22 protein-coding genes are annotated in these 25952 nt (G+C 68.1%); 7 read left to right on the forward strand and 15 right to left on the reverse strand.

The window, feature by feature from the left end; genetic code table 11:
• The gene (locus AC3WOE_RS11050) at window positions 1-1011 is read right to left on the reverse strand and encodes a LacI family DNA-binding transcriptional regulator (protein ID WP_492690450.1); all 1011 of its coding nucleotides are present in this window, start codon (window positions 1009-1011) and stop codon (window positions 1-3) included.
• The gene (locus AC3WOE_RS11055) at window positions 1008-2360 is read right to left on the reverse strand and encodes a GH1 family beta-glucosidase (RefSeq protein ID WP_492690451.1); all 1353 of its coding nucleotides are present in this window, start codon (window positions 2358-2360) and stop codon (window positions 1008-1010) included. Before AC3WOE_RS11055 ends, AC3WOE_RS11050 begins: the two co-directional genes overlap by 4 nt.
• A gap of 204 nt (window positions 2361-2564) precedes the next feature.
• Here AC3WOE_RS11055 and AC3WOE_RS11060 point away from each other — a divergent pair, with 204 nt between their 5' ends.
• The gene (locus AC3WOE_RS11060; RefSeq protein ID WP_492690452.1) at window positions 2565-2963 is read left to right on the forward strand and encodes a hypothetical protein; all 399 of its coding nucleotides are present in this window, start codon (window positions 2565-2567) and stop codon (window positions 2961-2963) included.
• Window positions 2960-3163 carry a DUF1737 domain-containing protein gene (locus tag AC3WOE_RS11065; protein WP_492690453.1) on the forward strand — a complete coding sequence of 68 codons (204 nt, stop codon included), beginning with the start codon at window positions 2960-2962 and terminating at the stop codon, window positions 3161-3163. The genes AC3WOE_RS11060 and AC3WOE_RS11065 overlap by 4 nt, the downstream gene beginning before the upstream one ends.
• Before the next feature lie 55 nt (window positions 3164-3218).
• Here AC3WOE_RS11065 and AC3WOE_RS11070 read toward each other — a convergent pair whose 3' ends face one another.
• The 9 genes from AC3WOE_RS11070 to AC3WOE_RS11110 form a co-directional block, all read right to left on the reverse strand.
• Window positions 3219-5624, reverse strand: a complete 2406-nt coding sequence (locus tag AC3WOE_RS11070; RefSeq protein ID WP_492690454.1) for a CehA/McbA family metallohydrolase — start codon at window positions 5622-5624, stop codon at window positions 3219-3221.
• 139 nt (window positions 5625-5763) lie between these two features.
• On the reverse strand, window positions 5764-6999 hold the full coding sequence (locus AC3WOE_RS11075; RefSeq protein ID WP_492690455.1) for a phenylacetate--CoA ligase family protein: 1236 nt from the start codon (window positions 6997-6999) through the stop codon (window positions 5764-5766).
• The gene (locus AC3WOE_RS11080; protein ID WP_492690456.1) at window positions 6996-7295 is read right to left on the reverse strand and encodes a hypothetical protein; all 300 of its coding nucleotides are present in this window, start codon (window positions 7293-7295) and stop codon (window positions 6996-6998) included. Before AC3WOE_RS11080 ends, AC3WOE_RS11075 begins: the two co-directional genes overlap by 4 nt.
• Window positions 7292-8098, reverse strand: coding sequence for an ABC transporter ATP-binding protein (locus AC3WOE_RS11085; protein ID WP_492690457.1), 807 nt, complete (start codon window positions 8096-8098; stop codon window positions 7292-7294). The genes AC3WOE_RS11080 and AC3WOE_RS11085 overlap by 4 nt, the downstream gene beginning before the upstream one ends.
• Before the next feature lie 90 nt (window positions 8099-8188).
• Window positions 8189-9505: an ABC transporter substrate-binding protein gene (locus AC3WOE_RS11090; protein ID WP_492690458.1), complete on the reverse strand. Its 1317-nt coding sequence runs from the start codon at window positions 9503-9505 to the stop codon at window positions 8189-8191.
• Between the two features lie 29 nt (window positions 9506-9534).
• A complete protein-coding gene (locus tag AC3WOE_RS11095; protein WP_492690459.1) occupies window positions 9535-10599 on the reverse strand; it encodes a branched-chain amino acid ABC transporter permease in 1065 nt (354 codons plus the stop codon).
• Between the two features lie 3 nt (window positions 10600-10602).
• Window positions 10603-11532, reverse strand: coding sequence for a branched-chain amino acid ABC transporter permease (locus AC3WOE_RS11100; protein WP_492690460.1), 930 nt, complete (start codon window positions 11530-11532; stop codon window positions 10603-10605).
• Window positions 11533-11646: 114 nt separating this feature from the next.
• A complete protein-coding gene (locus AC3WOE_RS11105) occupies window positions 11647-12432 on the reverse strand; it encodes an ABC transporter ATP-binding protein (protein WP_492690461.1) in 786 nt (261 codons plus the stop codon).
• A complete protein-coding gene (locus tag AC3WOE_RS11110; RefSeq protein ID WP_492690462.1) occupies window positions 12429-14375 on the reverse strand; it encodes an AMP-dependent synthetase/ligase in 1947 nt (648 codons plus the stop codon). The genes AC3WOE_RS11105 and AC3WOE_RS11110 overlap by 4 nt, the downstream gene beginning before the upstream one ends.
• A gap of 123 nt (window positions 14376-14498) precedes the next feature.
• On the opposite strand from AC3WOE_RS11110, the gene AC3WOE_RS11115 reads away from it, so the two are divergent.
• Window positions 14499-15206, forward strand: coding sequence for a Crp/Fnr family transcriptional regulator (locus AC3WOE_RS11115; protein WP_492690463.1), 708 nt, complete (start codon window positions 14499-14501; stop codon window positions 15204-15206).
• Here AC3WOE_RS11115 and AC3WOE_RS11120 read toward each other — a convergent pair.
• Window positions 15190-16338 carry an NAD(P)/FAD-dependent oxidoreductase gene (locus AC3WOE_RS11120; RefSeq protein WP_492690464.1) on the reverse strand — a complete coding sequence of 383 codons (1149 nt, stop codon included), beginning with the start codon at window positions 16336-16338 and terminating at the stop codon, window positions 15190-15192. The two genes, AC3WOE_RS11115 and AC3WOE_RS11120, sit on opposite strands and share 17 nt — an antisense overlap.
• 116 nt (window positions 16339-16454) lie before the next feature.
• On the opposite strand from AC3WOE_RS11120, the gene AC3WOE_RS11125 reads away from it, so the two are divergent.
• Complete coding sequence (locus tag AC3WOE_RS11125; RefSeq protein ID WP_492690465.1) at window positions 16455-17750, forward strand: peptide MFS transporter; 1296 nt, start codon at window positions 16455-16457, stop codon at window positions 17748-17750.
• Here AC3WOE_RS11125 and AC3WOE_RS11130 read toward each other — a convergent pair.
• Window positions 17737-18456 carry a helix-turn-helix domain-containing protein gene (locus AC3WOE_RS11130; RefSeq protein ID WP_492690466.1) on the reverse strand — a complete coding sequence of 240 codons (720 nt, stop codon included), beginning with the start codon at window positions 18454-18456 and terminating at the stop codon, window positions 17737-17739. The genes AC3WOE_RS11125 and AC3WOE_RS11130 overlap by 14 nt on opposite strands.
• A gap of 183 nt (window positions 18457-18639) precedes the next feature.
• Here AC3WOE_RS11130 and AC3WOE_RS11135 point away from each other — a divergent pair, with 183 nt between their 5' ends.
• The 3 genes from AC3WOE_RS11135 to AC3WOE_RS11145 are packed head-to-tail and all read left to right on the forward strand — an operon-like array spanning window position 18640 to window position 24264.
• Entirely contained in the window at window positions 18640-20853 is a 2214-nt protein-coding gene (locus AC3WOE_RS11135; RefSeq protein ID WP_492690467.1) for a TonB-dependent receptor, read from the forward strand.
• A 14-nt stretch (window positions 20854-20867) separates the two neighbouring features.
• Entirely contained in the window at window positions 20868-22766 is a 1899-nt protein-coding gene (locus AC3WOE_RS11140; RefSeq protein WP_492690468.1) for a serine hydrolase domain-containing protein, read from the forward strand.
• A gap of 1 nt (window position 22767) precedes the next feature.
• The gene (locus AC3WOE_RS11145; RefSeq protein ID WP_492690469.1) at window positions 22768-24264 is read left to right on the forward strand and encodes a M81 family metallopeptidase; all 1497 of its coding nucleotides are present in this window, start codon (window positions 22768-22770) and stop codon (window positions 24262-24264) included.
• A gap of 9 nt (window positions 24265-24273) precedes the next feature.
• Here the strand turns inward: AC3WOE_RS11145 and AC3WOE_RS11150 are convergent, their stop codons facing one another.
• Both AC3WOE_RS11150 and AC3WOE_RS11155 read right to left on the reverse strand, forming a co-directional pair.
• Window positions 24274-24834, reverse strand: a complete 561-nt coding sequence (locus tag AC3WOE_RS11150) for a GNAT family N-acetyltransferase (RefSeq protein ID WP_492690470.1) — start codon at window positions 24832-24834, stop codon at window positions 24274-24276.
• A 194-nt stretch (window positions 24835-25028) separates the two neighbouring features.
• Window positions 25029-25925, reverse strand: a complete 897-nt coding sequence (locus AC3WOE_RS11155; protein ID WP_492690471.1) for an AraC family transcriptional regulator — start codon at window positions 25923-25925, stop codon at window positions 25029-25031.
• Window positions 25926-25952: the final 27 nt, after the last annotated feature.

Genomic DNA, 25952 nt, shown 5'->3' on the forward strand with positions numbered 1-25952 from the left:
TCAGGTGGGCGTGCCGCCGCAGGAGCGGCGCACGATGAGTTCCACGGGCATGACGGTGGCTTCGGCGGCACCGCTGCGCGGCGTGTCGACGGCATCGGCCAGTGCGTCGAGTGCCTGGCTACCGAGGGCCGCGATGGGAACGTGCATGGTGGTCAGCGCGGGCGCCACGTAGCGCGCGATGGGAATGTCGTCGAAGCCGGCCAAGGCGATGTCCTCGGGAATGCGCACGCCGCCGGCCAGCAGCGTGCCGAGCAGGCCGATGGCCATGATGTCGTTGGCGGCGAAGACGGCGTCGGGGCGCTCGTTGGCCGGCAGGGCCAGCAGGGCCGCGCCGGCGCGCTGGCCGCCGCCTTCGGAGAAGTCGCCTTCCAGCAGCCAGGGCTGCATGGACGGGGGCAGGCCGGCGCGGTAGCCGCGTTCGCGCTCGCGGGCCTCGAAGTTGGCGGCCGGGCCGCCGAGAAAGGCGATGCGCCGGCGGCCGATGCCGACGAGGTGCTCGGTCATGGCCCTGGCGCCGCCGAAGTTGTCGACGGCGAAGACGGGCTGGGTCGGCGAACGCACGCCGGAATTCAGCAGCACGGCTGGCAGGTTGAGTGGCAGGTTCTGCGACAGGAAGTCGTCGTCGGCATGGGGCGACATGACGAGCAGGCCGTCGACGCGGCCGTTCATGGCGCGCAGCGCGGCCGCCGCCTCGTTGGCGTCGTCATGCGAGCTGGACAGCAGCAGGTGCAGGCCGCGCGAGCGCGCCGCCTGATCGATGCCGCGGATGAGTTCGGAGAAAAACTCGCCGTGCAGGTCGGGCAGCAGGGCGCCGACGGTGTCGGTGCGCCGCGTGATGAGGCTGCGCGCGGCGCCCGAGGGCGAATAGCGCAGCTCCCGCGCGACTTCCACGATGCGCTGGCGGGTGTGGGGCAGCACGTTCTCGGCGCCATTCAGCGCACGGGACACGGTGGCCACCGAGACGCCTGCGACGCGGGCGACATCCTTGATCGTGGCGGGGGTGACGGTCATCGCGGCTCCAGATTGGCGCCGTGGGAGGCGATGACCTCAGCATAGAAGCGCGCGCTCGCTTTGGGCGTGCGGGTCTGTGTCTGAAAGTCCACATGCACCAGGCCGAAACGCTTGGCGAAGCCCAGGGCCCACTCGAGGTTGTCGAACAGCGACCAGGCGCAGTAGCCGCGCACGTCGGCGCCGCGGGCGATCGCGTCCTGCACCGCCGCAATATGGTTGCGCAGATAGTGCACCCGCAGCGGATCGTCGATGCGGCCTTCGATGGCGGACGGCGGGTCGTAGAAGGCCGCGCCGTTCTCGGTCACGTAGAGCGGCAGGCCGCCGTAGCGTTCGTGCATCCAGACCAGGGTGTCGGCGAGGCTCTGCGGATGCAGCTCCCAGCCCATCTCGGTATGGATGGCGCCGGGCTGGCGCTGTGGCGTGGCGGGTACCGGCCAGGCCTTCGCATCGTGGCGGACGACGGCGCGGGTGTAGTAGTTCAGGCCCAGGAAATCGACGGGCTGCTTCAGCGCCTCGACCTCCGCCGCTGGCCAGTCGGGCCAGGCTTCGCCGAAGACCTCACGCAGCTCCTCGGGGTAGCGGCCGAGCAAGGCCGGGTCGAGGTACTGCCGGTTCATGTAGGCGTCGGCCAGGCGGGCCGCGTGGCGATCGGCGTCGGTGGCATCGGTGGGCAGATGCTTGGGCTCGATGTTGACCACCAGGCCGATGCGGTTCCTGCCCACCGCGCGATAGGCCTGCACGGCCTTGGCGTGGGACTGCATCAGCCGATGCGCCGCGATGGCCGCCTCGAAGGCGCTCTTGTGCCCGGGCGCCAGCGTGCCATGCATGAAGCCGCCGTCGGCCACCACCCAGGGCTCGTTCAGCGTGACCCACATGGTCACGCGGTCGTCCAGGGCCTTGAAGCAGACTTGCGCGTAGTCGGCAAACCAGTCCGGCATGTCGGGGTTGAGCCAGCCGCCGCGGTCGTCCAGGGCGGCCGGCAGGTCCCAGTGATGCAGGGTGACCATGGGCTGGATGCCGGCGGCCAGCAGCCGGTCGACCAGCCGCTCGTAGAAGCCCAGGCCGGCGGCGTTCACACGGCCCCGTCCTTCGGGCAGCACGCGGTTCCAGGCGATGCTGAAGCGGTAGGTCGTCAGGCCGAGCTCGCGCATCAGCGCGACGTCGTCCTCCATGCGGCGGTAGTGGTCGCAGGCGACATCACCCGTCTCGCCGCCATGCACCCGACCGGGCGTGCGCACGAAGCGATGCCAGTTGCTGACGCCGGCGCCATCGGCCAGCGGCGAGCCTTCGATCTGATAGGCGGAAGTCGCGCAGCCCCAGAGGAAGCCGGGCGGGAACGGTTGTCTCATCCGTGGCACCTGCGCCGCTTGCGCGGGCCGGTTTGTTGATTTGTCATGTAAACGTTTACATGCATTCTTTCCAAACCGGCCTTCCGAGTCAACAGCGCGTTTACCCCTGGGCCGGCCGCAGCGTCGGGGTGCTCGCAATCACGCAGTTCGGGCGCCGTACCGCGCTGCTATCGTCGCGCCCGCCAACAAGGGAGGATTGAAAACATGGAAGACCCCATCGTTCGTTCGGGTGCGCGCTGGTTCTGGTGGATCGCCGGCATGTCGCTGCTCAATGCGGTGTTGCTGCTGTCCGGCAGCAACACCAATTTCGTCATCGGCCTGGCCATGACCACCTTCGCCGGCGCGGCCTTCGCGGACCAGCTGCCCGTCGCGGTGACCCTCATCGCCATCACCGTCGGCTTCTACTTCTTCATGGGCCTGCAGGCCCAGCGCGGCAAGTCGTGGGCCTTCTATGCGGGCCTGGCGGTCTACGCCGTGGACGCGCTGATCTACGCCCGCTTCGAGGACTGGATGCCCGTGGGCTTTCATGTGCTGGCCGGCTTCTTCATCGCCAAGGGCATGATGCGCCTGCGCGAGCTGGCGAGCACGCCGACCGCCGCATGAGCACGCCGCCCGACGGGCTGCCGGCCTACCGCCTGCTGACCGGCCCCGACGACGCCAGCTTCTGCCATCGCGTCAGCGAGGCCCTGGCCCTGGGCTACCGCCTCTACGGCTCGCCCGCCGCGACCTTCAACGGCGAGCGGGTCATCGTTGCCCAGGCCCTGGTCTGGCCCTCGGTCGACATCGCCGTGCCCAGGCCCTGACCCACAGCGGTCGCGACGTGGCTGGCACGCGCGCCCGGACGGGCAGGCCTTTGCGTCACGGGTAGCTCAGCGTCAGCGTGTAGCGCTGGGTGCTGCTGCTGCCCGAATAGGCCCCCACGCGGATGTAGACGGCCAGGGCCGAGCTGCCGGTGTTCTTGTAGCTCAGCGACTCGGTGCAGGTGGCGCTCTCCGACGAGGTCAGCGTCGTGCCGCTGCTGTTGTGCAGATAGAGGTCGTAGTCGAAGGCGGCCGGGCAGCTCATGTCGACACGCAGCGTCTTGCCGGCGGCCAGCGTGACCTTGAAGTAGTCCTTGTCGGTCGTCGTGGCCATGGTGCCGCTGATGGTCGTCTCGGTGGTGACGACGTTGGCCGTGGCGATGGTGCCGTTGGACTCGGTCTCGTTCAACGTCGCGCTGGCGTTGTTGATGCTGAAGTTGACGGCCGTCGAGGCGCCGGAGTTGCCGGCCGCGTCGTAGGCGCGGGCCACCAGGCTGTGGCTGCCATTGGCAAGCAGCGTCGAGTCCAGCGTCACCGAATAGGGCGAGGTCGTGTCGCTGCCCTTCATGACACCGTCGACGACGAAGTCCACGCGCGCCACGCCGACGTTGTCGCTGGCCGTGGCCGCCAGCGTGATGGTGCCGGCCGTGCCGGTCTCGCTGGCCGTCGCGGTGGGCGGCGTCGTGTCGACCTGGCTGTTGGACTGCGTGACCCAGACCGGCGCGCTCCACAGCATCTTGCCGTCGTTCTGCGTGATCTTGGCGTAGTAGAAATGCTCGCCGAGGGCCGGCGTCGTGCTGGCCGTGCCGCTGCTGGCGAGCAGCGTGACGCTGCCGTTGCGCTGGGGCACGCCCTCGTAGATCTGCACGCTGCTGGCCGTCTTGCCGCTGCTGCTGGCGTAACCCACGCTGAAGTTGAGCGCGCCGCTGTTGGCAAAGCGCTCGCCCATCACGTGGCCGTTGGCGGTCAGCGCGATCTGGGCCGTCTTGTCCATGGTCGCGAAGACGCGGCGCGCCTTGATGGCATCGAGGAAGCTGGTCTTGCTCAGCGCCGTGCCGTTGGGGATGAGGACGCCGGTGCGGTTGGTATAGGACTTGCCCCAGTTGGCGCAGTGGTTGTCCTGGTTGCTGGCGGGGGCCACGTGATAGCCGCGCTCCAGCAGCTTGTTGAAGGCGTCCTCGAAGTTGGACAGGCCCGTCTCGGTCTCCGTCGTGTTGGACGAGAAGGCCGAGCTGTTCAGAATCTCGCTCAGCACCATGACCTCGTCACCGTCGGCGCTGTAGCCGAGGTCGGTGCCGCCGACGAGGAACTGGCCCGTCGGGTCCGGATGGTTGAACTGGCCGATGAGACCGAGCTGACGCATGGTGGCGTACAGGGCTGCGTAGTCGCTCTTGGCCGTGAAGCGGTCGCCGAAGAGCTGGTTGCTGCTGTTGTATTCCCAGGAGAACAGCTCGTTGCTGTTGAAGATGTTCATGTGGCCACCATTGCTGATGACCCCCCACTCCATGCCGTAGAGGGCGAGGTAGCTGGCGGTCGTCGCGGCGGTGGCGGCCGACAGGCCGGCCTGGTAGCGGCTCTTGGCCGTGGCGGCACTGCCGCTGGCGTTGGTGCTGGAGGAACCGTCGAAGTAGTGGTTGTGCTCGGAGGACATCAGGATGTCCAGGCCGGCGGTCTTGCCATAGGCGAAGGCATCGGCCGGGCCGTAGGCACCCGTCTGCGCGGGCTGCGACGAGGAGCAGCTGCCGATGGCGCCGCCGCCGTCGGAGTCGTTGGTCTGGCTGTGCAGATTGGCGTAGTAGACGGTGTAGGGCAGGCTGTTGATGGCCGGCGCCGACTGCGCCTTGACCAGACCACGGCCGGCCGCCGTCGCCATCGGCGCAAAGGGCGGCAGCTCGATGCTGGCCGGCTGGCCGAGAGCGACGGGCCAGCGCTGCTCGGCATGGTCGAGCGGCGCGGCCGCGGCCAGCAGGCGCTCGGCGCGGCCGGTCGTGGCGCCCTGCTTCAGGGCCGTGGCGGCGTCCAGGCTCGCGGCCTCGAGCTTGAGCTGGTAGAGGCCGTCGGCGAGGGCCGCGCCGCCAGTGCCGCGCCCGGCCCAGCGCACGCTGGCCGTCACCGGCGCGCCGGCGTAGCGGGACTCGCCGCTCCAGCGCTGCAGCACCTGGCCCTGGGTGTCGACCAGGCTCAGCGTCCAGGCGAAGACCTGGCCGTCGACGATGCCGGGGTGGTCCATCTGCACCGTGAACACGCGCTCGCCGCTGGCGGCGGTGACCGCGAAGGGCGCGGACAAGGTGGCCGAGAACTCGTGGTGGTCGGGGTCCTTGGCCCGCGGGCGGGCAGCCGCGGCCTTGGCCATGTCGGCCTCCGCCTGAGGGGTGACCAGGGGATCATTGCCGTTGTTGCCGCCACCGCAGGCGGCGAGCAGCGACAACAGCAGGGCGGGCGGAAGATGGCGGGCGAGGTTCATGGCGCGTCCTTCGGCGGTGCCGGCGGTAACCGGCGGGCTGGCGAAGGGGCGGACTGTGGTGGCGGCCCGCCGCGCGGTCCATGCGGGGCTTCCTGTCACCGATTCAGGTTCAGGTCAGCCCCGATTTTTCAAAAGCCCGTCATACCGCTCGACGGTCCTCGATGACGCGGCCGTCATTGGGCAGGCCGCCCGGCGCGCAGAGCTCGACCTCGCCGCGCAGCTTGGTGATGTCGCGCAGCGCCGCCTGCAATTGCTCGACGAGGCCGACCGGCCGGCCTTCGACCTCGAGCTGCAGACACATGCGGTCATTGGCCAGTTCGCCATCGACGACCAGGCGCGCCCGCCCCCGCTGGCCACAGCGGGCCAGCACCTCGGCCACCTGGCCGGCGTGCACGAACATGCCGCGCACCTTGGCCGACTGGTCGGCCCGGCCCAGCCAGCCGCGCAGGCGCTGGTTGCTGCGGCCGCAAGGGCTCACCCCCGGCAGCACGGCGGACAGGTCGCCGGTGGCGAAGCGGATCAGCGGATAGGCGGGGCTGAGCGTCGTCACGACGACCTCGCCCACTTCGCCTTCCGGCAGCGGATCGCCCGTGCCCGGGCGCACGATCTCGACGATGACGCCCTCGTCGACAATCAGCCCCTCGCGGGCCGAGGTCTGGTAGGCGATCAGGCCGAGATCGGCCGTGGCATAGCACTGGTAGGCCTCGACGCCGCGCTCGGCGAACCAGGCGACCAGGGCCGGCGGGCAGGCCTCGCCGCTGACCAGGGCGCGCTGCAGATAGGGCAAGGCATGCCCGCCCTCGGCGGCCTTCTCCAGCAGGATGCGCAGAAAGCTGGGCGTGCCGGCATAGGCCTCGGGTTGCAGGTCCAGCAAGGCCTGAAGCTGCAGCTCGGTATTGCCGACGCCGCCGGGGAAGCTGACGGCACCCAGGGCGCGCAGGCCGGCTTCCATCATGGCCCCCGCTGGCGTCAGGTGGTAGCTGAAGCTCACATGCGCCAGTTGGCCGGCGCGGATGCCGGCGGCGTGCAATGCGCGGGCGGAGCGCCAGGGGTCGATGCCATCGGCATCGGGCTCGGGTTCATAGAGCGGCCCGGGCGACTGGAAGATGCGGCGCGGCATGCCGGCCGCATAGCCACCGAGACGCAATGCGCGACGCGCGGCCTGGGCGGCGGCGAGGCTGCTTTTGCGCGTCAGCGGCAGTTGGGCAAGCGCCGTGCGCGACGTGATGCCGGCCGCCTCGATGCCGGCCAGCAGCTCGGTATAGGCCGGGCTGCTGGATTGGGCATGCTCAATCTGCGCCGGCAACGCCGCCATCAGCGCCGCTTCGCGCCGCGCGGGATCGCGGGTCTCCAGCGCGTCAAAGAAATCGCTCACTCGTCATCCTTCCAGCGCGTGAGGCGTCGCTTGATCTCGTCCTGCAGCTTGCGCGAATCGGTGGCCGCCTTCAGCGTGAAGCTGTCCCACTCGGGCGTGCGCGCCGGGCGCTTGGCGAGCTGGACCTTGACCGTCGCGCCGTCGAGGGCCATCTTCATCACCAGGTCCGCCCCCATCAGCCAGCCCTCGCTGCGCTCGGCCAGCACACGCTGGTCGCGCAGCCAGCGCTTCAGGGTCTGCAGGGCCGAGTCCGCGTTGAACGGCGGGGGGGCGATATCCCAGCTGTCGTCACTCATGCGAGCCATCTCTTTCTGCGCTTGTAGGACTTGACGTCCTTGAAGCTGCGCCGCCCTTCCCCGCCGACGCCGAGATAGAACTCCTTGACGTCCTCGTTCTCGCGCAGCTCGGCGGCGGCGCCGTCCATGACGACGCGGCCGTTCTCGAGGATGTAACCGTAGTCGGCATAGCGCAGGGCCATGCTGGTGTTCTGCTCGGCGAGCAGAAAGGTCGTACCCTCCTTGGTGTTCAAGTCGCGAACGATCTCGAACACCTCCTCGACGATCTGCGGCGCCAGGCCCATCGACGGCTCGTCCAGCAGCACCATCTTCGGATTCGCCATCAGCGCGCGGCCGATGGCGCACATCTGCTGCTCGCCGCCCGAGGTATAGGCCGCCTGGCTGCCGCGGCGCGTCTTCAGGCGCGGGAAATAGTTGTAGACCTTGTCCAGCGTGGCCGCCACGGCGGCGCGGCCGTCCTTGCGCGTGTAGGCACCGGTCATCAGGTTCTCTTCGATGGTCAGGTGGGCGAAGCAGTGCCGGCCTTCCATGACCTGCACCACGCCCCGCTCCACCATGGCGGCCGTCGACAGCTTCTCGATGCGCTCGCCGCGCAGCTCGATGCTGCCCTTGGTGACTTCGCCGCGCTCGCCCTCCAGCAGATTGGACACGGCACGCAGCGTCGTCGTCTTGCCGGCGCCATTGCCGCCGAGCAGGGCCACGACGCTGCCTTCCTTCACCTGAAGGGACACGCCCTTCAGGACCAGGATCACGTGGTTGTAGATGACCTCGATGCCGTTGACGTTGAGTAGAAGGTCTGTCATGTCGGTCTTCGAACCCCTCCCGCCTGGCGGGAGGGGAAGGGGTGGGTGCTCAATAGGCTTGGCAAGGCCAGGGCTGACACGCGCAGCGGGTCAGCTTTGGCAGTCTTGCGAAGTGCGGCGGGTCAGCTTCTTCTCTCCGGCGTACTTGTCGGCAGCGGCCTTGACCATGGGCTTGATGATCTGCTCGTCGGCCTGGTACCAGTCGCTGCTGAAGTTCCACTTGGCACCGTCCCAGGTGTGCACGCGCACCGAGGTGGAGCCCTGGTGGTCGAAGCAGCTGGTGCTGATGGGACGGATGACGCCGGTCAGGCCCAGGGCCGCCAGCTTCTTGTCGTCCAGGGCCAGGTTCTCCAGGCCCCAGCGCACCTGCTCGCCGGTCATGACCTTGCCCTTGCCGAAGCGCTCCTGCGCGCGCCGCACGCCTTCGACGGCCAGCGCCTGAATGACAAGGCCGCGGGTGTAGAGCACCGATCCCACCTCGTCCTTCGGGCCGGTGCCCTGGCCCTTGTCGTGCACGAGCTTGAGGATGTCCTGGATGACCTTGGGTGACGTGCCGGAGGTGTTCAGGTTGAGCGCGTTGTAGCCCTTGGCGCCGTCGCCCACGTCCTTCACGTCCGGCTCGGCACCCGACCACCAGACGCCGTACATCTTCTCGCGCGGGTAGCCGGTGGCCTGTGCCTCCTTCAGTGCGGTGGAGTTCATGACACCCCAGCCCCACAGCAGCACATAGTCGGGCCGCGCCTGGCGAACCTGCAGCCAGGCCGACTTCTGCTCGACGCCCGGCGCCGTCACCGGGATCTTGATGAGCTCGAAGCCATGCATCTTCTGGCGCTCCTCCAGCATGGGGATGGGCTCCTTGCCGAAGGGGCTGTCGTGATAGACCAGGGCGATCTTCTTGCCCTTGAGCTTGTCCAGGCCGCCTTCCTTCTTGCCCAGGTGCTGGATCAGCGCGTCGGCGGCCGTCCAGTAGCTGCCCATCAGCGGGAAGTTCCAGGCGAACACGCCTCCATCGGCCGAGGCCGACAGGCCATAGCCCAGGGTGATCAGCGGGATCTTGTCGTGCGGCACCTTGTCGGTCAGCGCGAAGGTGATGCCGGTGGCCTGCGGGTCGAACAGCGTCGCGTTCTTGCCTTTCAGGCGCTCGTAGCACTCCACGCCCTTGTCGGTGGCGTAGCCCGTCTCGCATTCCTCGAAGGTCAGCTTGACGCCGTTGACGCCGCCGTCACGCGCATTGATGAGCTTGATGTAGTCCTGCTTGCCATTGGCCCAGGGCGTGCCGTTGGGCGAATAGGGACCGGTGCGGTAGACCAGCAGCGGGAAGAACTGCTCCTTGGCCTGGGCGACCGCGGCGGGCGCTGCGAAGAGCTGCAGTGCGGCCAGGGCCGCGCAGGTGATGAGAGTCTTCATGATGCCGATGTCTCCTGTCGTTATGTGAGTCAGTGAGGGAAGGGCCAGAGTCTGAGCTTTTCCTTAGTCGTAGCCCAGAGCCGTGCCAGGCCGTGCGGTTCCTTGATGAGGAAGAACACGATGAGGGCGCCGAAGATCATCAGCGCCAGATGCGAGGCCGTGGCCGTGTCCATGGGCAGGCCGGTCCAGTAGGGCAGCTTGTCCAGCAGCAGCGGCAGCACGACGATGAAGGCCGCGCCGAAGAAGGCGCCGGAGATGGAGCCCAGGCCGCCGATGATGACCATGAAGAGCAGGTCGAAGGAACGATTGATGCCGAAGGCCGCCGGCTCCCAGGAACCCAGGTGCACGAAGCCCCACAGCGCGCCGGCCACGCCGATGATGAAGCTGCTGACGGCAAAGGCGCTGAGCTTGGCCTGCATGGGCCGGATGCCGATGACGGCCGCCGCCACGTCCATGTCGCGCATGGCCATCCACGAGCGGCCGACATGGCCACGCACGATGTTCTTGGTCGCCAGCGCAAAAACGACGACGAAGGCGAGGCACAGCAGATAGCGCGCCTGCGGCGACTCGACGCTGAAGCCGAAGAGGTTCAGATTGGCGACGCTGACCGATCCCGAGGTCGAGTCGTTGGTGACCCACTTCAGCCGCAGGCAGGCCCAGTCGACGAAGAACTGCGCCGCCAGCGTCGCGACGGCGAGGTAGAGGCCCTTGATGCGTAGCGACGGCAGGCCGAAGGCCACGCCCAGCACCGTCGCCCCCAGGCCGCCGGCCAGCAGGGACACGACCAGCGACATGCCTTCGACCCTTGCCTGGCAGTTGTAGGCGACGTAGGCCCCGACGGCCATGAAGGCGCCGGAGCCCAGCGAGATCTGGCCGCAATAGCCGACGAGGACGTTCAGCCCAAGTGCAGCCAGCGACAGGATCAGGAAGGGAATGAAGATGGCGCGCAGCAGGTATTCGCTGGAGACCATGGGGATGACGACAAAAGCCACGGCCAGCATCAGCGCCATCGCGATGCGATCTTGCCGGATGGGCAGGATCTGGCTGTCTGCCGCGTAGGACGTCTTGAACTGGCCGTTCTCTCTGTACAGCATGGTTCAAACCCGATCAATGATCTTCTCGCCGAACAGCCCCTGGGGCCTCACCAGCAAGACGACAAGCACAAGCACATACCCAAACCAGTATTCGATGCCACCACCCAGCATCGGCCCCAGATAGGCCTCCGACAGCTTCTCCCCCACGCCGATCAACAGCCCTCCGACGATGGCGCCCGGCACGCTGGTCAGCCCACCCAGGATCACCACCGGCAGCGCCTTCAGTGCCACCAGCGACAGCGAGAACTGCACCCCCAGCTTGCTGCCCCAGATCATCCCGGCGACCAGGGCGACAAAGCCGGCCACGCTCCAGACGATGACCCAGATACGCGACAGCGGGATGCCGATGCTCTGCGCGGCCTGGTGGTCGTCGGCGACGGCGCGCAGGGCGCGGCCCGTGGCGGTCTTCTGGAAGAACAGCGACAGGCCGGCGACCAAAGCCGCGGCGATCAGGGCGGCATAGAGGTCTTCCTTGCTGACGAGGATGCCGCCCTCGAAGGTCTGCTCGAACAAAAACATCGGGTCCTTGGGCAGGCCGATGTCGATCTTGTAGATGTCGTTGCCGAACAGCATCTGACCGGCGCCTTCGAGCAGATAGGCAATGCCCAGCGTGGCCATCAGCAGCGTGATGCCTTCCTGGTTGACCAGCTTGGACAGGGCCAACCGCTCCACCAGCCAGGCGACCACGACCATCACCGCGAGCGCGCCGCCAAAGGCCAGCAGGTTGACGACGATCTTGCCATCCAGGCCCGTGAACTTCTGGATCCACTCGGCAAAGCGCGCCATCGCGAGCGCCGCGAACAGCACCATGGCGCCCTGGGCGAAGTTGAAGACGCCGCTGGCCTTGAAGATCAGCACGAAGCCCAGCGCAATCAGCGAATACAGCATGCCGGCCATCAGGCCGCCGATCAGGGTTTCGAGAAACGGTCCCATCGTCAGCCTGCCTCGACGCAAGTAACACAGCCACAGAGGCACAGAGACACGGAGAGACCTTCATCCCACTGCCTCTGTGCCTCTGTGCCTCTGTGGCTTTGTTTGAATTTCATTTCAGTGCCCTGCTCCGAGATAAGCACGAATCACGTCTTCGTTCCCGCGGACTTCATCCGGCGCGCCGTCGCCGATCTTCTTGCCGTAGTCCAGCACGACGACGCGGTCGGAGATGTCCATGACAACGCCCATGTCGTGCTCGATCAGCACGATGGTGGTGCCGAACTCGTCGTTGACGTCGAGGATGAAGCGGCACATGTCCTGCTTCTCTTCCACATTCATGCCGGCCATGGGTTCGTCCAGCAGCAAGAGGCTGGGCTCCATGGCCAGGGCACGGCCGAGGTCGACGCGCTTTTGCAGGCCGTAGGGCAGACGGCCCACCGGCGTCTTGCGGTGCGCCTGGATCTCGAGGAAGTCGATGATGCGTTCGACCGCCTCACGCTGCTCGGTCTCCTCGCGCCGCGCGGGGCCGAGGTGAAGCGCCTGCCAGAACAGGCCGCGCTTCATGCGCAGATTGCGGCCGGTCATGATGTTGTCCAGCACGCTCATGCCCTTGAACAGGGCCAGGTTCTGGAAGGTGCGGGCCACGCCCATCTCGGCCACCTGGCGCGGGCTCATGCCGCGGTAGGTCTTGCCGCGCAGCGTCACCGCACCCTGCTGGGGCTGGTAGACGCCGTTGATGCAGTTCAGCATCGAACTCTTGCCGGCACCGTTGGGGCCGATGATGGCGCGGATCTCGTGCTCGCGGACGTCGAAGCTGATGTCGGTCAACGCCTTCACGCCGCCGAAGGCCAGCGAGATGTTCTTCACCTCGAGGATGACGTCGCCGATCTTTTTCCCGGTCATGCGGCCTGCCCTTTCACCGCTGGGAAGGTCTTGGCTTCGACGATGCGCAGGTCGGCCGAGATCATCGACGTGCGGCCGTCCTCGAACTTGACCTGCGTCTCGATGAACTGCGAGACCTTGCCTTCGTAGAGCGCATCAATCAGCACACCGTACTTCTCGGCGATGGCGCCGCGGCGCACCTTGCGCGTGCGGGTCAGCTCGCCGTCGTCAGCGTCGAGCTCCTTGTGCAGCACCAGGAAGCGGCTGATCTGGCTGCCGGCCAGCAACTCGTCCTGGGCCAGGTCGGCGTTGACCTTCTCCACGCAGTCGAGGATCAACTCGTACACCTCGGCGCGGCCGGCCAGGTCGGTGTAGCCGGCATAGGCCAGGTTGCGGCGCTCGGCCCAGTTGCCGACGGCTTCGAAGTCGATGTTGATGAAGGCGCAGACCTTCTCGCGCTTGTCGCCGAAGCAGACCGCCTCCTTGATGTGGGGGAAGAACTTCAGCTTGTTCTCGACGTATTTGGGCGCAAACATCGCGCCGTCGAAGGCGCCGCCCATCAGCCGGCCCACGTCCTTGGCGCGGTCGATGATCTTCAGGTGACCGCCCGGCGTCAGGAAGCCGGCGTCGCCGGTGTGGAACCAGCCATCGGCCGTCAGTGCCTCGGCCGTCGCGGCGTCGTTCTTGTAATAGCCCTTGAGCAAGCCGGGTGAACGCACCAGCAGTTCGCCGCTGTCGGTCAGCTTGATTTCCACGCCATCGATGGGTACGCCCACCGTGTCGGAGCGCGCCTCGTGGTCGGGCTGCAGGCAGACGAAGACGGCCGTCTCGGTCGAGCCGTAGAGCTGCTTCAGATTGATGCCGATGGCACGGTAGAAGCTGAACAGGTCCGGCCCGATGGCCTCGCCGGCCGTGTAGGCGACACGCACACGCGAGAAACCCAGCGTGTTGCGCAGCGGGCCGTAGATCAGCACATCGCCCAGGGCATAGGCCAAGCGGTCCATCGCACCCACGGGCTGCTTGTCCATCAGCCGCGGACCGACGCGGCGGGCCAGCTTCATGCAGCGGTCGAACAGCCAGCGCTTGACCGCCGACGCGTCCTCCATGCGGATCATCACCGTCGTCAGCAGGCCTTCGAAGACGCGCGGCGGCGCGAAATAGTAGGTGGGACCTATCTCCTTCAGGTCGATGCTCACCGTCGAGGCCGACTCCGGGCAGTTGACGACATAGCCCACCGCCAGCCACTGCGAGAAGCTGAAGATGTTCTGGCCGATCCAGGCCGGCGGCAGATAGGCCAGCACCTCCTCGTCGGGCGTCAGCTTGTCGAAGCGCTGGCCGGCCGAGGCGCGGTCGATCAGCGTCGCATGCGTGTGGATGACGCCCTTGGGATTGCCCGTCGTGCCGGAGGTGAAGAAGAGCGCCGCCACATCGCCCGGCTGGCCCGCGGCCACCTCGGCAGCGAAGAAATCCGGCCGCTGGGCACTCGCGGCATGGCCTTGCGCTATCAGCTCGTCCAGTGAGGCCAGGCCCGGCTCGTCGTAGTTGCGCAGGCCGCGCGGGTCGTCGAACCAGATGCGCTTGAGCTGGGTGCATTGCTCGCGCAGCTCCAGCAGCTTGTCGACCTGCTCCTGGTCCTCCACGACGGCGAAGGCGATCTCGGCGTTGTTCAGCGGGAAGACGAATTCGGCGGCCACGGCGTCCTGATACAGCGGCACTGGCACGGCGCCGAGGGACTGGGCGGCCAGCATGGTGGCGTAGAGGCGCGGCCGGTTCTCGCCGACGACGACGAGGTGGTCGCCGCGGCGCAGGCCGGCCGCCGCCAGGCCCAGGGCCAGGTCTTGCACCAGGGCCGCAAGCTGGCTCCAGCTCAGCGTCTGCCAGACGCCAAAGGCCTTCTCGCGCAGCGCCGGCGCATCCGGCCGGCGAGCGGCGTGGTCTAGCAGGAGCCGAGGGAAGGTGTCCACCGAACTGTCTCCGTTGCGGCGGCTCAGGCCCCCGTCTGTGAGCGCATTCTGGTCATGACTTTGACGCCCATCTGTCGGTACGACGACAATTTAGGGGCTTTCACGGCCCAGACTTTCCCGCACATGGTCGACACGCCCCTGCCGCTGCGACAACGCGCCCGCCGCCCCACGTCGGCGGAGCTGGATGCCATCCCCTGGTTGAAGTTGCTGGCCGGCCCGCTGCGAGAACGCGCCATCTCCACCCTCGAGGTCGGCGACGCCGAACCCGGCGAGCGCCTGTGCCGCATCGGCCGCCCCGCCACGCTGTGGTTCGGCGTCGTCGACGGCCTCTTGAAGATGAACAACGACGACTCGCTGGGCCAGGCCGTCACCTTCACCGGCATCCCGCCTGGTGGCTGGTTCGGCGAGGGCACCCTGCTCAAGCGCGAGGTCTACCGCTACAACATCCAGGCCCTGCGGCCCAGCGTGGTCGCCGGCCTGCCCATCGACAGCTTCCATGCACTGCTGGACGGCAGCATCGCCTTCAACCGCTTCGTGCTGGATCAGTTGAACGAGCGGTTGGGGCAGTTCATCGCCGCGCGCGAGACCGACCGCATCCATGACCCCGACGTGCGCGTGGCCCGCAACCTGGCCGCCCTCTTCCACCCGACCCTCTATCCGGGCGTCGGCAACTGGCTGCGCATCACGCAGCAGGAACTGGGCTATCTGGTGGGCCTGTCGCGCCAGCGCGTGAACCAGGCGCTCAACCGCCTCGGCGGCGCGGGGCTGATCCGCATCGAGTACGGGGGCTTGAGGGTGCTGGACTTGCAGGGACTCAGGCGCTTTTCCTGAAGCGCTGCGGCGACAGCTGCAGGGCCGTGACGCCCATGTCGGCCAGGTCCTGCGGCAGGCCACGCCCCAGCGCCAAGGCAGCCGCGGCCCGGCCCAGGGCCGGCGAAGTCTGGATGCCATAACCACCCTGCCCCGCGCACCAGAAGAAGCCGGGCGCTGACGCCTCGAAGCCGACGACGGGCGAGCGGTCCGGGCTGAAGACGCGCAGGCCGGCCCAGCGGTGGCGCACGCGGCGCACCGGCTTGCCGGTCAGGGTCTCGAAGCGGTCCACGGCGATGGCCACGTCCAGCTCCTCGGGCTGGGCGTCGCAGGGCGGGCTGGGCGTCTCGTCGGCGGCCGAGATCAGCAGCAGGCCGGCATCGGGCTTGAAGTACTGGCTCTCGTCGATGGCGACGACGGCCGGCCACAGCGCCGCGTCTACGCCCTCGGGCAGGTCGATCAGGACGGCCGTGCGGCGCAGCGGCTGCAGCGGCACGGGGGCCACACCGGCCAGCGCGGCCACGTCGTCGGCCCAGGCGCCGGCCGCATTGATGACGACACCGGCACGGAAGCTGCCGGCGGCCGTGTGGGCCAGCCAGTTCGAACCCTCGCGCTCCAGGCCCTGCAGGCCGGAGCCGAGGTGCAGCTCAGCACCTGCGGCCTTCGCACGGCGCAGAAAGCCCTGGTGCAGCAGATCGACGTCGATGTCGGCCGAGGTCACGTCGAGCAGCGCACCGGCCACCTGCTCGCGCTGCAGCAGCGGCACGCGGGCCAGCACCTCGTCCACGCCCAGCGTCGTCGTGCGCTCGCGCACATCGGCATCGGCCGTGAAGCTGGCGACGAGATCGAGTTGGCCGGCGCCGACGAGGAAGAGGGTGTGCCGCTCGCGCAGCAGCGCGTCCTTGACCATGCCCTGTGACGGCGTCAGGAAGTAGCCGTGGCTGGCCCGCGTCAGCGCGCGGATGGTGGCGTTGCCATAGAGGGCCGAGTACAGCGCCGCCGAGCGGCCGGTGGAGTGGTAACCCGCATGGGGCTCGGCCTCCAGCACGGCCACACTCGCGCCGCCGGCCAGCGAGGCCGCCACCGAGGCGCCCGCGATGCCGGCACCGATGACGATGCAATCCACGTTCTTCGTCTTTGTCTCTTGGCCCATGCTGGCTTGCTGCAGTAATTTTCCAAAACGGAAAATAAATGTACCATCACGAAAAACGTTGGGCAATGACGAAATCGGCGCATCCGGCGCCGCTTGCAAGGTTCTGAGGAGATCGAGTGGACGCTTCCCTGCAGCCCGCGCGCGCATCCGCGCAGTGGTTCGGCCAGCCTCGCGGCCTGGTGGTGCTATTCCTGACCGAGACCTGGGAGAAGTTCTCCTTCTACGGCATGAAGGCGCTGCTGATCTATTACATGATCCGCCACCTCGGCTTCCAGCAGGCCGACGCATCGACCATCTACGGCGCCTACACGGCGGGCGTCTATCTGACGCCCATCTTCGGCGGCTATATCGCCGACCGCTGGCTGGGCCGGCGCCGCGCCATCCTCATCGGTGGCACGCTGATGGCGCTGGGGCATTTCGTGCTGGCCTTCGAGACGGCCTTCTTCCCGGCCCTCGTGCTGATCGCCCTGGGCAACGGCCTCTTCCTGCCCAATCTGCCCAGCCAGGTCGGCGACCTCTACGACGAGAAGGACCCACGTCGCGGCGGCGCCTACAACGTCTACTACGCCGGCGTGAACCTGGGCGGCATGCTGGCACCGCTGGTCTGCGGCACGCTCGGCGAGCTGTATGGCTGGCATGTGGGCTTCGGCGCCGCCGGCATCGGCATGTGCGCGGGCCTGGCCATCTACATGATGGGCTCGCGCCATCTGCCGCAGGACAAGTCGCGTGCTGCCGAGCCGAACCAGGAGCGACCTGCACAGCGAGGCCTGGGCAGCTTCCTGCCGCTGCTGGGCGTGGCCCTGGCCGTCGTCGTGTTCCGCAGTGCCTACGAACAGAGCGGCAATACGCTGGCGGTCTGGGTCGAGAAGGGCGTGGACCGCTCGCTGTGGGGCTTCACCATGCCCATGACCTGGGTGCAGTCATTGAACTCGCTGTTCGTGCTGCTGCTGACGCCCTTCGTCATCGGCAGCTGGCGCCGCGCGGCCGAGCGCGGACGCGAGTTGTCGGCCCTGGCCAAGATGGCTACCGGCGCTGTCGGCGTCGCCCTGTCCTATCTGGCCCTGGCGCTGCTCGTGGCCGCGCAAGGCAGCACGCCGGTGAGCATGCTGTGGGTGGTTGCCTTCTTCGTGCTCTACACCCTCGGCGAGCTCTACATCCTGCCGGTAGGTCTGGGCCTGTTCGCCCGCCTGGCACCGCGCGGCATGGGCGCCACCGTCATCGCGGCGTGGTTTCTCGCGTCCTTCGGCGGCAACTTCCTGGCCGGCCTGGTGGGGCGCGCCTGGGAGCCGCTGGGGCCGGCGACTTTCTTCGCCCTGCTGGCGGTGATCGCGGGCGTCGCCGCCGCGGCCCTCTTTGCGCTGCGGCCCTGGCTGCGGCGTGTGGAGAGCGCGAAGGCGGCTAGCGCCGCGTAGCCTTTGCCTTGGGCTTGGCGGCAGCCCTTGCCGTCTTGGCCGGCGCGGACGGTTCCGGCGCCACCAGGCGCTGCGAGGCCTCGACGAAGTGCTGGGTCATCACGTCGCCATGGCCGTTGCGCGGTGCGCAGGTGGCCACCAGGCGGCAGGTGCCCTCCGATGCCTTCAGGTAGGCGTGGCCCATTTCGCTGTCGAAGAAGATGGAGTCGCCCGGCTTCAGGATGACGGGCGCATACAGCTCGGAGTGGAAGGCCACCTCGCCCTCGATGACGAAGGCGAACTCCTCGCCGGGATGGCGGATGAGGTCGCCGAACTCGGCCTTGAACTCGTCCAGCGTGCGCGCGCGCACCTCGGCGATCAGCGGCGTGAAGCGCTTGTTCAGCAGCTCGGCCGCGAGATAGGTCTGCTTGTAGCTCTGGGTGTCCACCACCTGGCCGTCGCCCGCGCGGTGCACCACGCGCCGGCCGCCGCCGCTGGGCGCGGGGCGTGCGCCTTGCGCGTCGTGCAGCAGCTCGGCCATGTCCACGCCCAGGCCGCGGCTGAGCAGCATCAGCTTGTCGTAGGACAGCGAGACATTGCCTTTTTCCAGTTTGGACAACGTCGACACCGCCATGCCGGTGCGCTCGCTCACCTGGGCCAGGGTCAGGCCGAGGCGCTTGCGCACGCTGCGGATGTGGTCGCCGGGAGAGGAACTGGAAGGGGCCATGTCTCTGGGAAGAGCACTGAGGAAGGGAGTCGTTTCATCTTAGGCCATGCCCACCTGAGGGCCGTCTGCTCGCTTGCCCTGAGCCTGGTTCTGCATTTAATCTAAGGTTTACACCAATGGGAAAGAATTTTCCAAATTGGAAACTTAGTGGATCAAACAACCCAACACCATCCTGGAGCTGCCATGAGCCGGTCCGTCCCTCCCACTCGTTTGAAGCCCCGCAAGCTCGCCGCCTTGCTGTTGCCCGGCATGGCCGCGCTGTGCGCGTCGCCGCTGTGGGCGCAGACCACGGCCGCCGCTGCGGACAGCAAGGCCGATGTCGAGAAACTCGACGTCGTGACCGTCACGGCCACGCGCCGCCGCGAGCCGGTGCGCGACGTGCCGCTGCGTGTCGAGACCCTGGGCGCCGATCCGATGGAGCGCGCCGGCGCCACGTCGCTGAGCGACTACGTGGGCGGCCTGCCCGGCATCGACGTGAAGAGCTCCGGCGGCCCCGGCCGCAATGCCGTCACCATGCGCGGCGTCAGCGTCGGCGAGCAGCAGATCGCCACGGTCGGCATGTATGTCGACGACGTCGCCTTCGGCTCCAGCAGCGCCTTCGTCGGCGGCGCCAACACGGCCCTGGACCTGTCGCTGCTGGACCTGAAGCACATCGAGGTGCTGCGCGGCCCGCAGGGCACGCTGTATGGCGCCGGCGCCATGGGCGGCCTGTTGAAGTACGTCACCAACGAGCCCGACAGCTCGCAGTTCTCCGGCAAGGTCGGCGTGGGCGTGCGCCAGGCCCGCGGCGGCGGCCTGGGCCATACCGAAAACGCGGTGCTCAACGTGCCGCTGAGCCAGGACGTGGCCGCCCTGCGCGTCGCGGCCTTCAATGACCATGAAGGTGGCTATATCGACGCCGTCGGCAAGGCGGCGGGCGAGCACATCAACGACGGCAACACGCGCGGCGCGCGGGTGTCGCTGCTGCTCGAGCCGATGTCCAAGATGAAGCTGCGCCTGGCCCACACCCAGCAGGACATCCAGCGCAACGGCCTCAACACCATCGAATACGACGCCGCCAAGGGCCAGCCCGTCTACGGCGACCTGACCCGCCATCTCGACACCGGCGAGGCCTACAAGCTGAAGACCCGTCTGAGCTCCGCCGACTTCGAATACGACTTCGGCTGGGCGCGCTTCAACGCCATCGCGTCGGCCCAGCGCCTGGACAGCGCCACCGGCCAGGACGCCACGGCCCTGCTGGGCGGCAACCCGGCCTTCGACTTCGTCTCGCTGGACAACGCCTTCGGACTGCGCAAGCAAACCCAGGAACTGCGCCTGACCTCGCAGCGCGGCGCCATCGAATGGCTGCTGGGCTTCTATCGCACCAAGGAGACCGGCAACGTCGGCCAGCGCCTGTGGGCGCAGGTGGCGGGTGGCGGCGGCGACATGACGCTGACCACCACCGGCCAGCCTTCGGAGTACCGCGAGCGCGCCCTTTACGGCGACCTGACCTGGAATATCGACCCGACCTGGTCGCTGACCCTGGGCGCGCGCATGGCCAAGAACGATCAGGTCTACACCGTCTACGTCAACGAGCAGTTGAACTCATCGGCGCCCAGCGACGACACGGCCAAGACCTATCTGGCCACGCTGCGCTATGCCCTGGACAAGACCAGCAACGTCTACTTCCGCGCCGCCAGCGGCTACCGGCCTGGTGGCCCCAACTCGCCGGCCATCGACGCCAACGGCCAGGTCATCCCCGGCACGCCGATGACCTTCGGCCACGACACGCTGTGGAGCTATGAGCTGGGCTACAAGGCCGACCTGCTGGACAAGCGCCTCAACTTCGAAGCCGCCGTCTTCAACATCGACTGGAAAGACCTGCAGCAGCCCAAGGCCGTGGGCGCCAGCACCATCGTCGTCAACGCCGGCAAGGCCCGCGTGCGCGGCCTGGAACTGGCGGCTCACTACAAGCTCGATGCGCACTGGAACCTGGACGGCAGCCTGGCCTGGACCGATCCCAAGCTGACCGAAGGCTCCGAAGCCCTCGGCCCCTCGGGCTCGCGCCTGCCCAACACGGCCAAGCTGGCCTTCACGCTGGGCGCTCGTTATGCCTTCGACCTGGCCGGCAACCCGTCCTATGCCGGCCTGAATGTGCGCCGCGTCGGCCAGCGCAATGCCGGCTACGACTCGGCCGGCAGCTCGGTGCCCAACTTCAGCCAGCCGGGCTACACGCTGGCGGACGCCCAGTGGGGCCTGGAGATGGGCCGCTGGCAGCTGTCCACCTTCATCCGCAACCTGACCGACAAGCGCGCCATCGTCGCTGCCGACACCGCGCTGACCGCCTTCGGCCTGCCGCTCAACGTCACGACGGTGGCCCCGCGCACCGTCGGCGCCAACCTGACCTTCAACTTCTGACCCTGGAAGCCCTCATGAAGCCGTTGTTCAACCGCCTGCGCATCGCCGCGCTGGCCCTTTGCGTCGGCGCGCTGCCGGCCGCCTTTGCCCAGCCCAAGCCGGCCACGCCGCTGACGGCCGTCGACGTCGAAGCCTTCATCGACGGCATGGTGCCCACGGCCCTGCGCAACGCGCGCGTGCCCGGTGCCGTCGTTGTCGTCGTCAAGGACGGCCAGCCCCTGCTGCAGAAGGGCTATGGCCTGGCCGACTGGGACAGGAACTTGCCCGTAGACCCCAACAAGACCCTGTTCCGCCCCGGCTCGGTGTCCAAGCTCTTCACGTGGACGGCCGTCATGCAACTGGTCGAGCAGGGCAAGCTCGACCTCGACGCCGACCTCAACAAGTACATCGACTTCACCATCCCGGGCCGCAACGGCAAGGCGCTGACGCTGCGCCATGTGATGACGCACACGACGGGCTTGGAGGAAACGGCGCGCGACCTGCTGACCTATGACAGCGCCGGCCCCGACCTCGGCAAGGTGCTCAAGGCCTACATCCCGCCCTATGTCTACGACCCCGGCACGACGCCCGGCTATTCCAACTACGCGACCTCGCTGGCCGGCTATATCGTGCAGCGCGTCAGCGGCAAGTCCTTCGACGACTACATGGACCAGCAGGTCTTCGCACCGCTGGGCATGAAGCAGTCGACGTTCCGCCAGCCCCTGCCCGAGGCGCTGAAGGGCCAGATGTCGCAGGGCTATATGACCTGGGATGAGAAGCCCAAGGGCTTCGAAGTCATCAGCATGCCGCCGGCCGGCAGCCTGTCGTCCACCGGCGCCGACATGGGCCGCTTCATGCTGGCCTACCTGGGACAGGGCAAGCTCGGCGACGCCCAGATCCTCAAGCCCGAGACGGTCAAGCTGATGCACAGCCAGCTGACCCGGCCGCTGCCCGGCCTGCTGGGCATCGGCCTGGGTTTCTACGAGCAGAACATCAACGGCCACCGCGTGCTGGCTCATGGCGGCGACACCGTGCTCTTCCACAGCGACCTGCTGCTGTTTGTGGACGACGGCATCGGCCTCTACATCTCGGTCAACGCACCCGGCCACGAACGCCAGGGCGGCTGGCTGCGCGACAAGCTGTTCGAGGCCTTCGCCGATCGCTACCTGCCCGACCAGCGCCCGGCCACCAAGCCGGAAGTGGACGAGGCCACCGCCAAGCAGCATGCCCAGCAGATGGCCGGCAACTACCGCAACACCCGCCGCGAGGACTCGACCTGGCTGTCGGTGCTGCAGCTGCTGAGCCCGGTCAAGGTCCAGGCCCTGGAGGACGGCCGCCTGTCCATCGAGCTGGCCGGCTCGCGTAGCAACTACCGCGAAGTGAAGCCCTATTTCTGGGAGGAGGAGCACGGCAAGCGCCGGCTGCAGGCCGTGGTCGAGAACGGCAAGGTCAGGCACTGGGGTCTGGAGCCCTATGTCTTCGCCTTCATCTTCGAGCCGGTGCCCTTCATGGCGAGCACCACGGTGCTCGTGCTGACGGGCCTGTCCATCGTCACGCTGCTGCTGACCGTGCTGCTCTGGCCCATCGCCGCCGTGCTGCGCCGCCGCTACCACGTGGCCGTGCCACCACCCAGGCAGGTCACCTGGGTGCGCAGCGCCAGCGTCGGCGTGATGGTGGCCCTGGGGCTGTGGGGCGTGGTGGTGTCACTGCTGGAAAGCCTGGGCGACACGGCGCTGTTGCTGCCGCTGGCGCAGCTGGCGCTGGCAGTGTCGGCCGTCGGTGGCTTGATCGTGTCTGGCCTCTACGCTCGCAATGTCTTGAAGACGGTTGGCAAGGCGACCAAGGCCCTGGCCATCGTCTGGGTCCTGTCCTTCGCCGTGCTGCTGATCGTCAGCCTGAACCATCATCTGATCAGCTTCAACCAGTGGTACTGAAATGAACGCGAAGCCCATGCGGCTCTTCCTCGGCGGGCTGGTGCACGAGACCAGCAGCTTCTCGCCCCTGCCCACCAGCGTGCAGTCCTTCCGCGAAGGCGTGCTGATCCACCGCAGCGACCCACGCGCGCTGCAGCAGGTGGCGGCCCAGCCCAACCTGATGGGCGTCGTCGCGGCCGCGGCGCGCCAGGGCGACACACTGCTGCCGGGGCTGTATGCCGAAGCCCAGCCGTCGGGGCCGCTGTCCCGCGCCGACTACGAGTCTCTGCGCGACGAGCTGCTGGGCGACCTGCGCGCATCCATGAGCCAGGGGCCGGTCGACGCCGTGCTGCTGGTGCTGCACGGCGCCATGCTGGCCGAGGGCTATCACGACTGCGAGGGCGATCTGCTGATGCGGGTGCGCGAGCTCATCGGCCCCAAGGTGCCGCTGGGCGCCCTGCTGGATCTGCATTGCAACCTGAGCCCGGCCATGCTGGAGTCGGGCGCGGCGCTGGTCGCCTGCAAGGAGTACCCGCACATCGACTACGCCGCCCGCGGCGAGGAGCTGCACGCCATGCTGGGCGCCATGGTTCGCGGCGACCTGGCGATCAAGGCGCACTGGAAGCGCGTGCCGCTGCTGGGCATCTTCGGCACCACGGTCGCGCCGATGAGCGACTTCGTCGCGCGGCTCAAGGACAGCGAGGACCGTCTGCCGGGCATCCTGTCGGTGTCGGTGCTGCACGGTTTTCCCTGGGCGGACACGCCCCACACCTGCGCGACCGTGCTGGTGCTGGCAGAGGACTCGCCGGCCGCGGTGGGCGTGGCGGAGGACTTGCTGGAGGAACTCGCCGAGGCCTTCTATGGCATCCGCGAAACGGCCGCGGCCAAACGGCTGCCGCTGAAGGATGCACTGGATGCGGCCGAAGCCGAGATGCGTCTTGCCCGCCCCGGTCCCGTCGTGCTCGCCGACACGGCCGACAACGCCGGCGGCGGCGCGGCAGGCGACAGCACCTTCGTGCTGCGCGAGCTGCTGGAGCGCGGCATCCGCGACGTGGCCCTCGGCATGATCTGGGACCCGCAGGCCGTGGCCATCGCGACCTCGGCCGGCGTCGGCGCGCGGCTGCCGCTGCGCATAGGCGGCAAGGTGGGACCGATGTCGGGCGACCCGGTGGATCTGGAAGTGGAAGTGCTGGCCTGCCGCGCCGATGCGCGTCAGCGCAGCCTGACGCCGGGCGGTACCGATCCGCTCGGCCCGTCAGTGGCGGTGCGAGCGCAAGGCATCGACATCGTGCTGAACAGCATCCGCCAGCAGGTGTTCTCGGCCGAATGCTTCACCCAGCTGGGCATCAACCCGGCGGCCAAGCGACTGGTGGTGGTGAAGTCGACTCAGCACTTCCGCTCGGGCTTCGATGCGATGGCCGCGGCGGTGGTCTATGCCGACTCACCCGGCAGCCTGCAGGCCAATATCGGCAGCCTGCCCTTCAAGCACCTGCCGCGGCCGGTCTGGCCGATTGATTGATCGCTGAGGTCAGGCGGCGAAGGCGACCGCCTCGGGCTCGCCGCGCGGCAGCGTGGCCCAGCGGTCAGCGCCCAGTTCATAAAGCAGGGCCGCGGCGCTGCCAGGGCCATCGGCCAGCGAGCCCTTGATGCGCAGGCCCAGGTTCTCCAGGGTCTTGCGGGTGGGGGCGTTGCTCGGCAGCACGGCGGCGACGACGGCGCCTTCGTGGTGCTGCTCGAAGGCCTGCGTGATCGCGTACTGGGCCATCTCGGACGCCAGGCCGCGGCCCCAGGCCTGGGGCGTGATGCGGTAGTAGAGGTAGAGGCCCGCGTGGCCGGCGACGCTGCGGTGCATCAGGCCGCCGAAACCGATCAGATTGTCGGGTTGCTCGCGCTCGGCGATGGCCCAGTGACCGAAGCCGCGCGTCTGCCAGTGGTTGATCCAGCTCTGCAATTGCGCCTGCACCGCCTCGCGGCCCTGTGGCGTCGCAGCCGCGCAGAAGCGGTTCACGGCCGGGTCGGCGTGCAGATCCGCCAGCATGTCCAGATCGCCGTCCCGAGGCGGGCGCAGCACCAGGCGGCGGGTGACCATGGCTGCCGGAACAGGCGCAACGGGCTCGCTGAACTCAAACTGGACCATCTAGTCAGAAACTCGGTAAAAACCCGTAGGAGATTAGCGGCGAGCCGGCCTGGGCGGAAGTCCCGCGATGCCGGGAGTTGTCTCAAAACCGTCACAAAACCACGTAAAGACGGCAAAGCCAGGCCCGCGGGAATGCGGAGGGCCGGCTAGCCCGCGCGAGCAAACCGGCTGGGCGACTGCCCGACGTGGCGGGAGAAGGCCACGCTGAAGGTGCTGGTCGATCCGTAGCCGACGCGCTCTGCCACCTCGGCGACGGCCAGGCCCTGCTGGCGCAGCAGGCCTTTGGCGATCTCCATGCGCCAGCCCAGCAGATAGGCCATGGGCGAGGCCCCCACCGTGCGGGTGAAGCGGTCGAAGAAGGCCGAGCGGGACAGGGCCGCGACCTGGGCCAGTTGCTCCACCGTCCAGGCGTGGTCGACCCGGGCGTGCAGTTGCCTGAGGGCCGGCGCCAGCCGCTCGTCGCCCAGCCCGCGCAGCAGCCCGGGCGGGGCACTGCCCGCCGTCGTCCAGCGCATGGCCTCGACGAGCAGCATGCCCACCAGGCGCGACAGCATGTATTCGTTGCCCGGCTGCCGGCCTTCGTACTCCTCGCCCACCATGCCTACGAGCTGGGCCAGGCGCTGCGAGCCCTGGACGTGGACGACCCGCGGCAGCAGGGAGACCAGCAGCCCGGGATCGGCGCCGCCGAACAAAAAGGCCCCGCCCAGGGAGCGCATGTCGGGCTCGCCTTCCAAGTCACCATGGCGCCGCTCGCCATTGCCACCCGGCACCAACCTGGGGTCGATGTGAACCACAGGCGCTGGGCCGAAGCTGGAAATGGTGAACGGCGGCGTGCTGGGCAGCAGCACGAAGTCACCCGCCGCCAACGTCACCGGCTCATGCCCGTCCACCGCCAGCAGGCAGCTGCCCGTCAACATGATGCAGAAGCTGGGCTGGCCGTACTCGGCATAGCGCACCGCCCACTCGCCCTTGCCGCTGATGGGGTTGGCGAAGACGGCCCGCGGCTGCAGCAGCCGGACCACTTCGGTGAGGGGGTCGCTCATGGCCGGATTCTGACGCACTTTGGACTT

Source organism: Roseateles sp. FW305-36 (assembly GCF_058787015.1).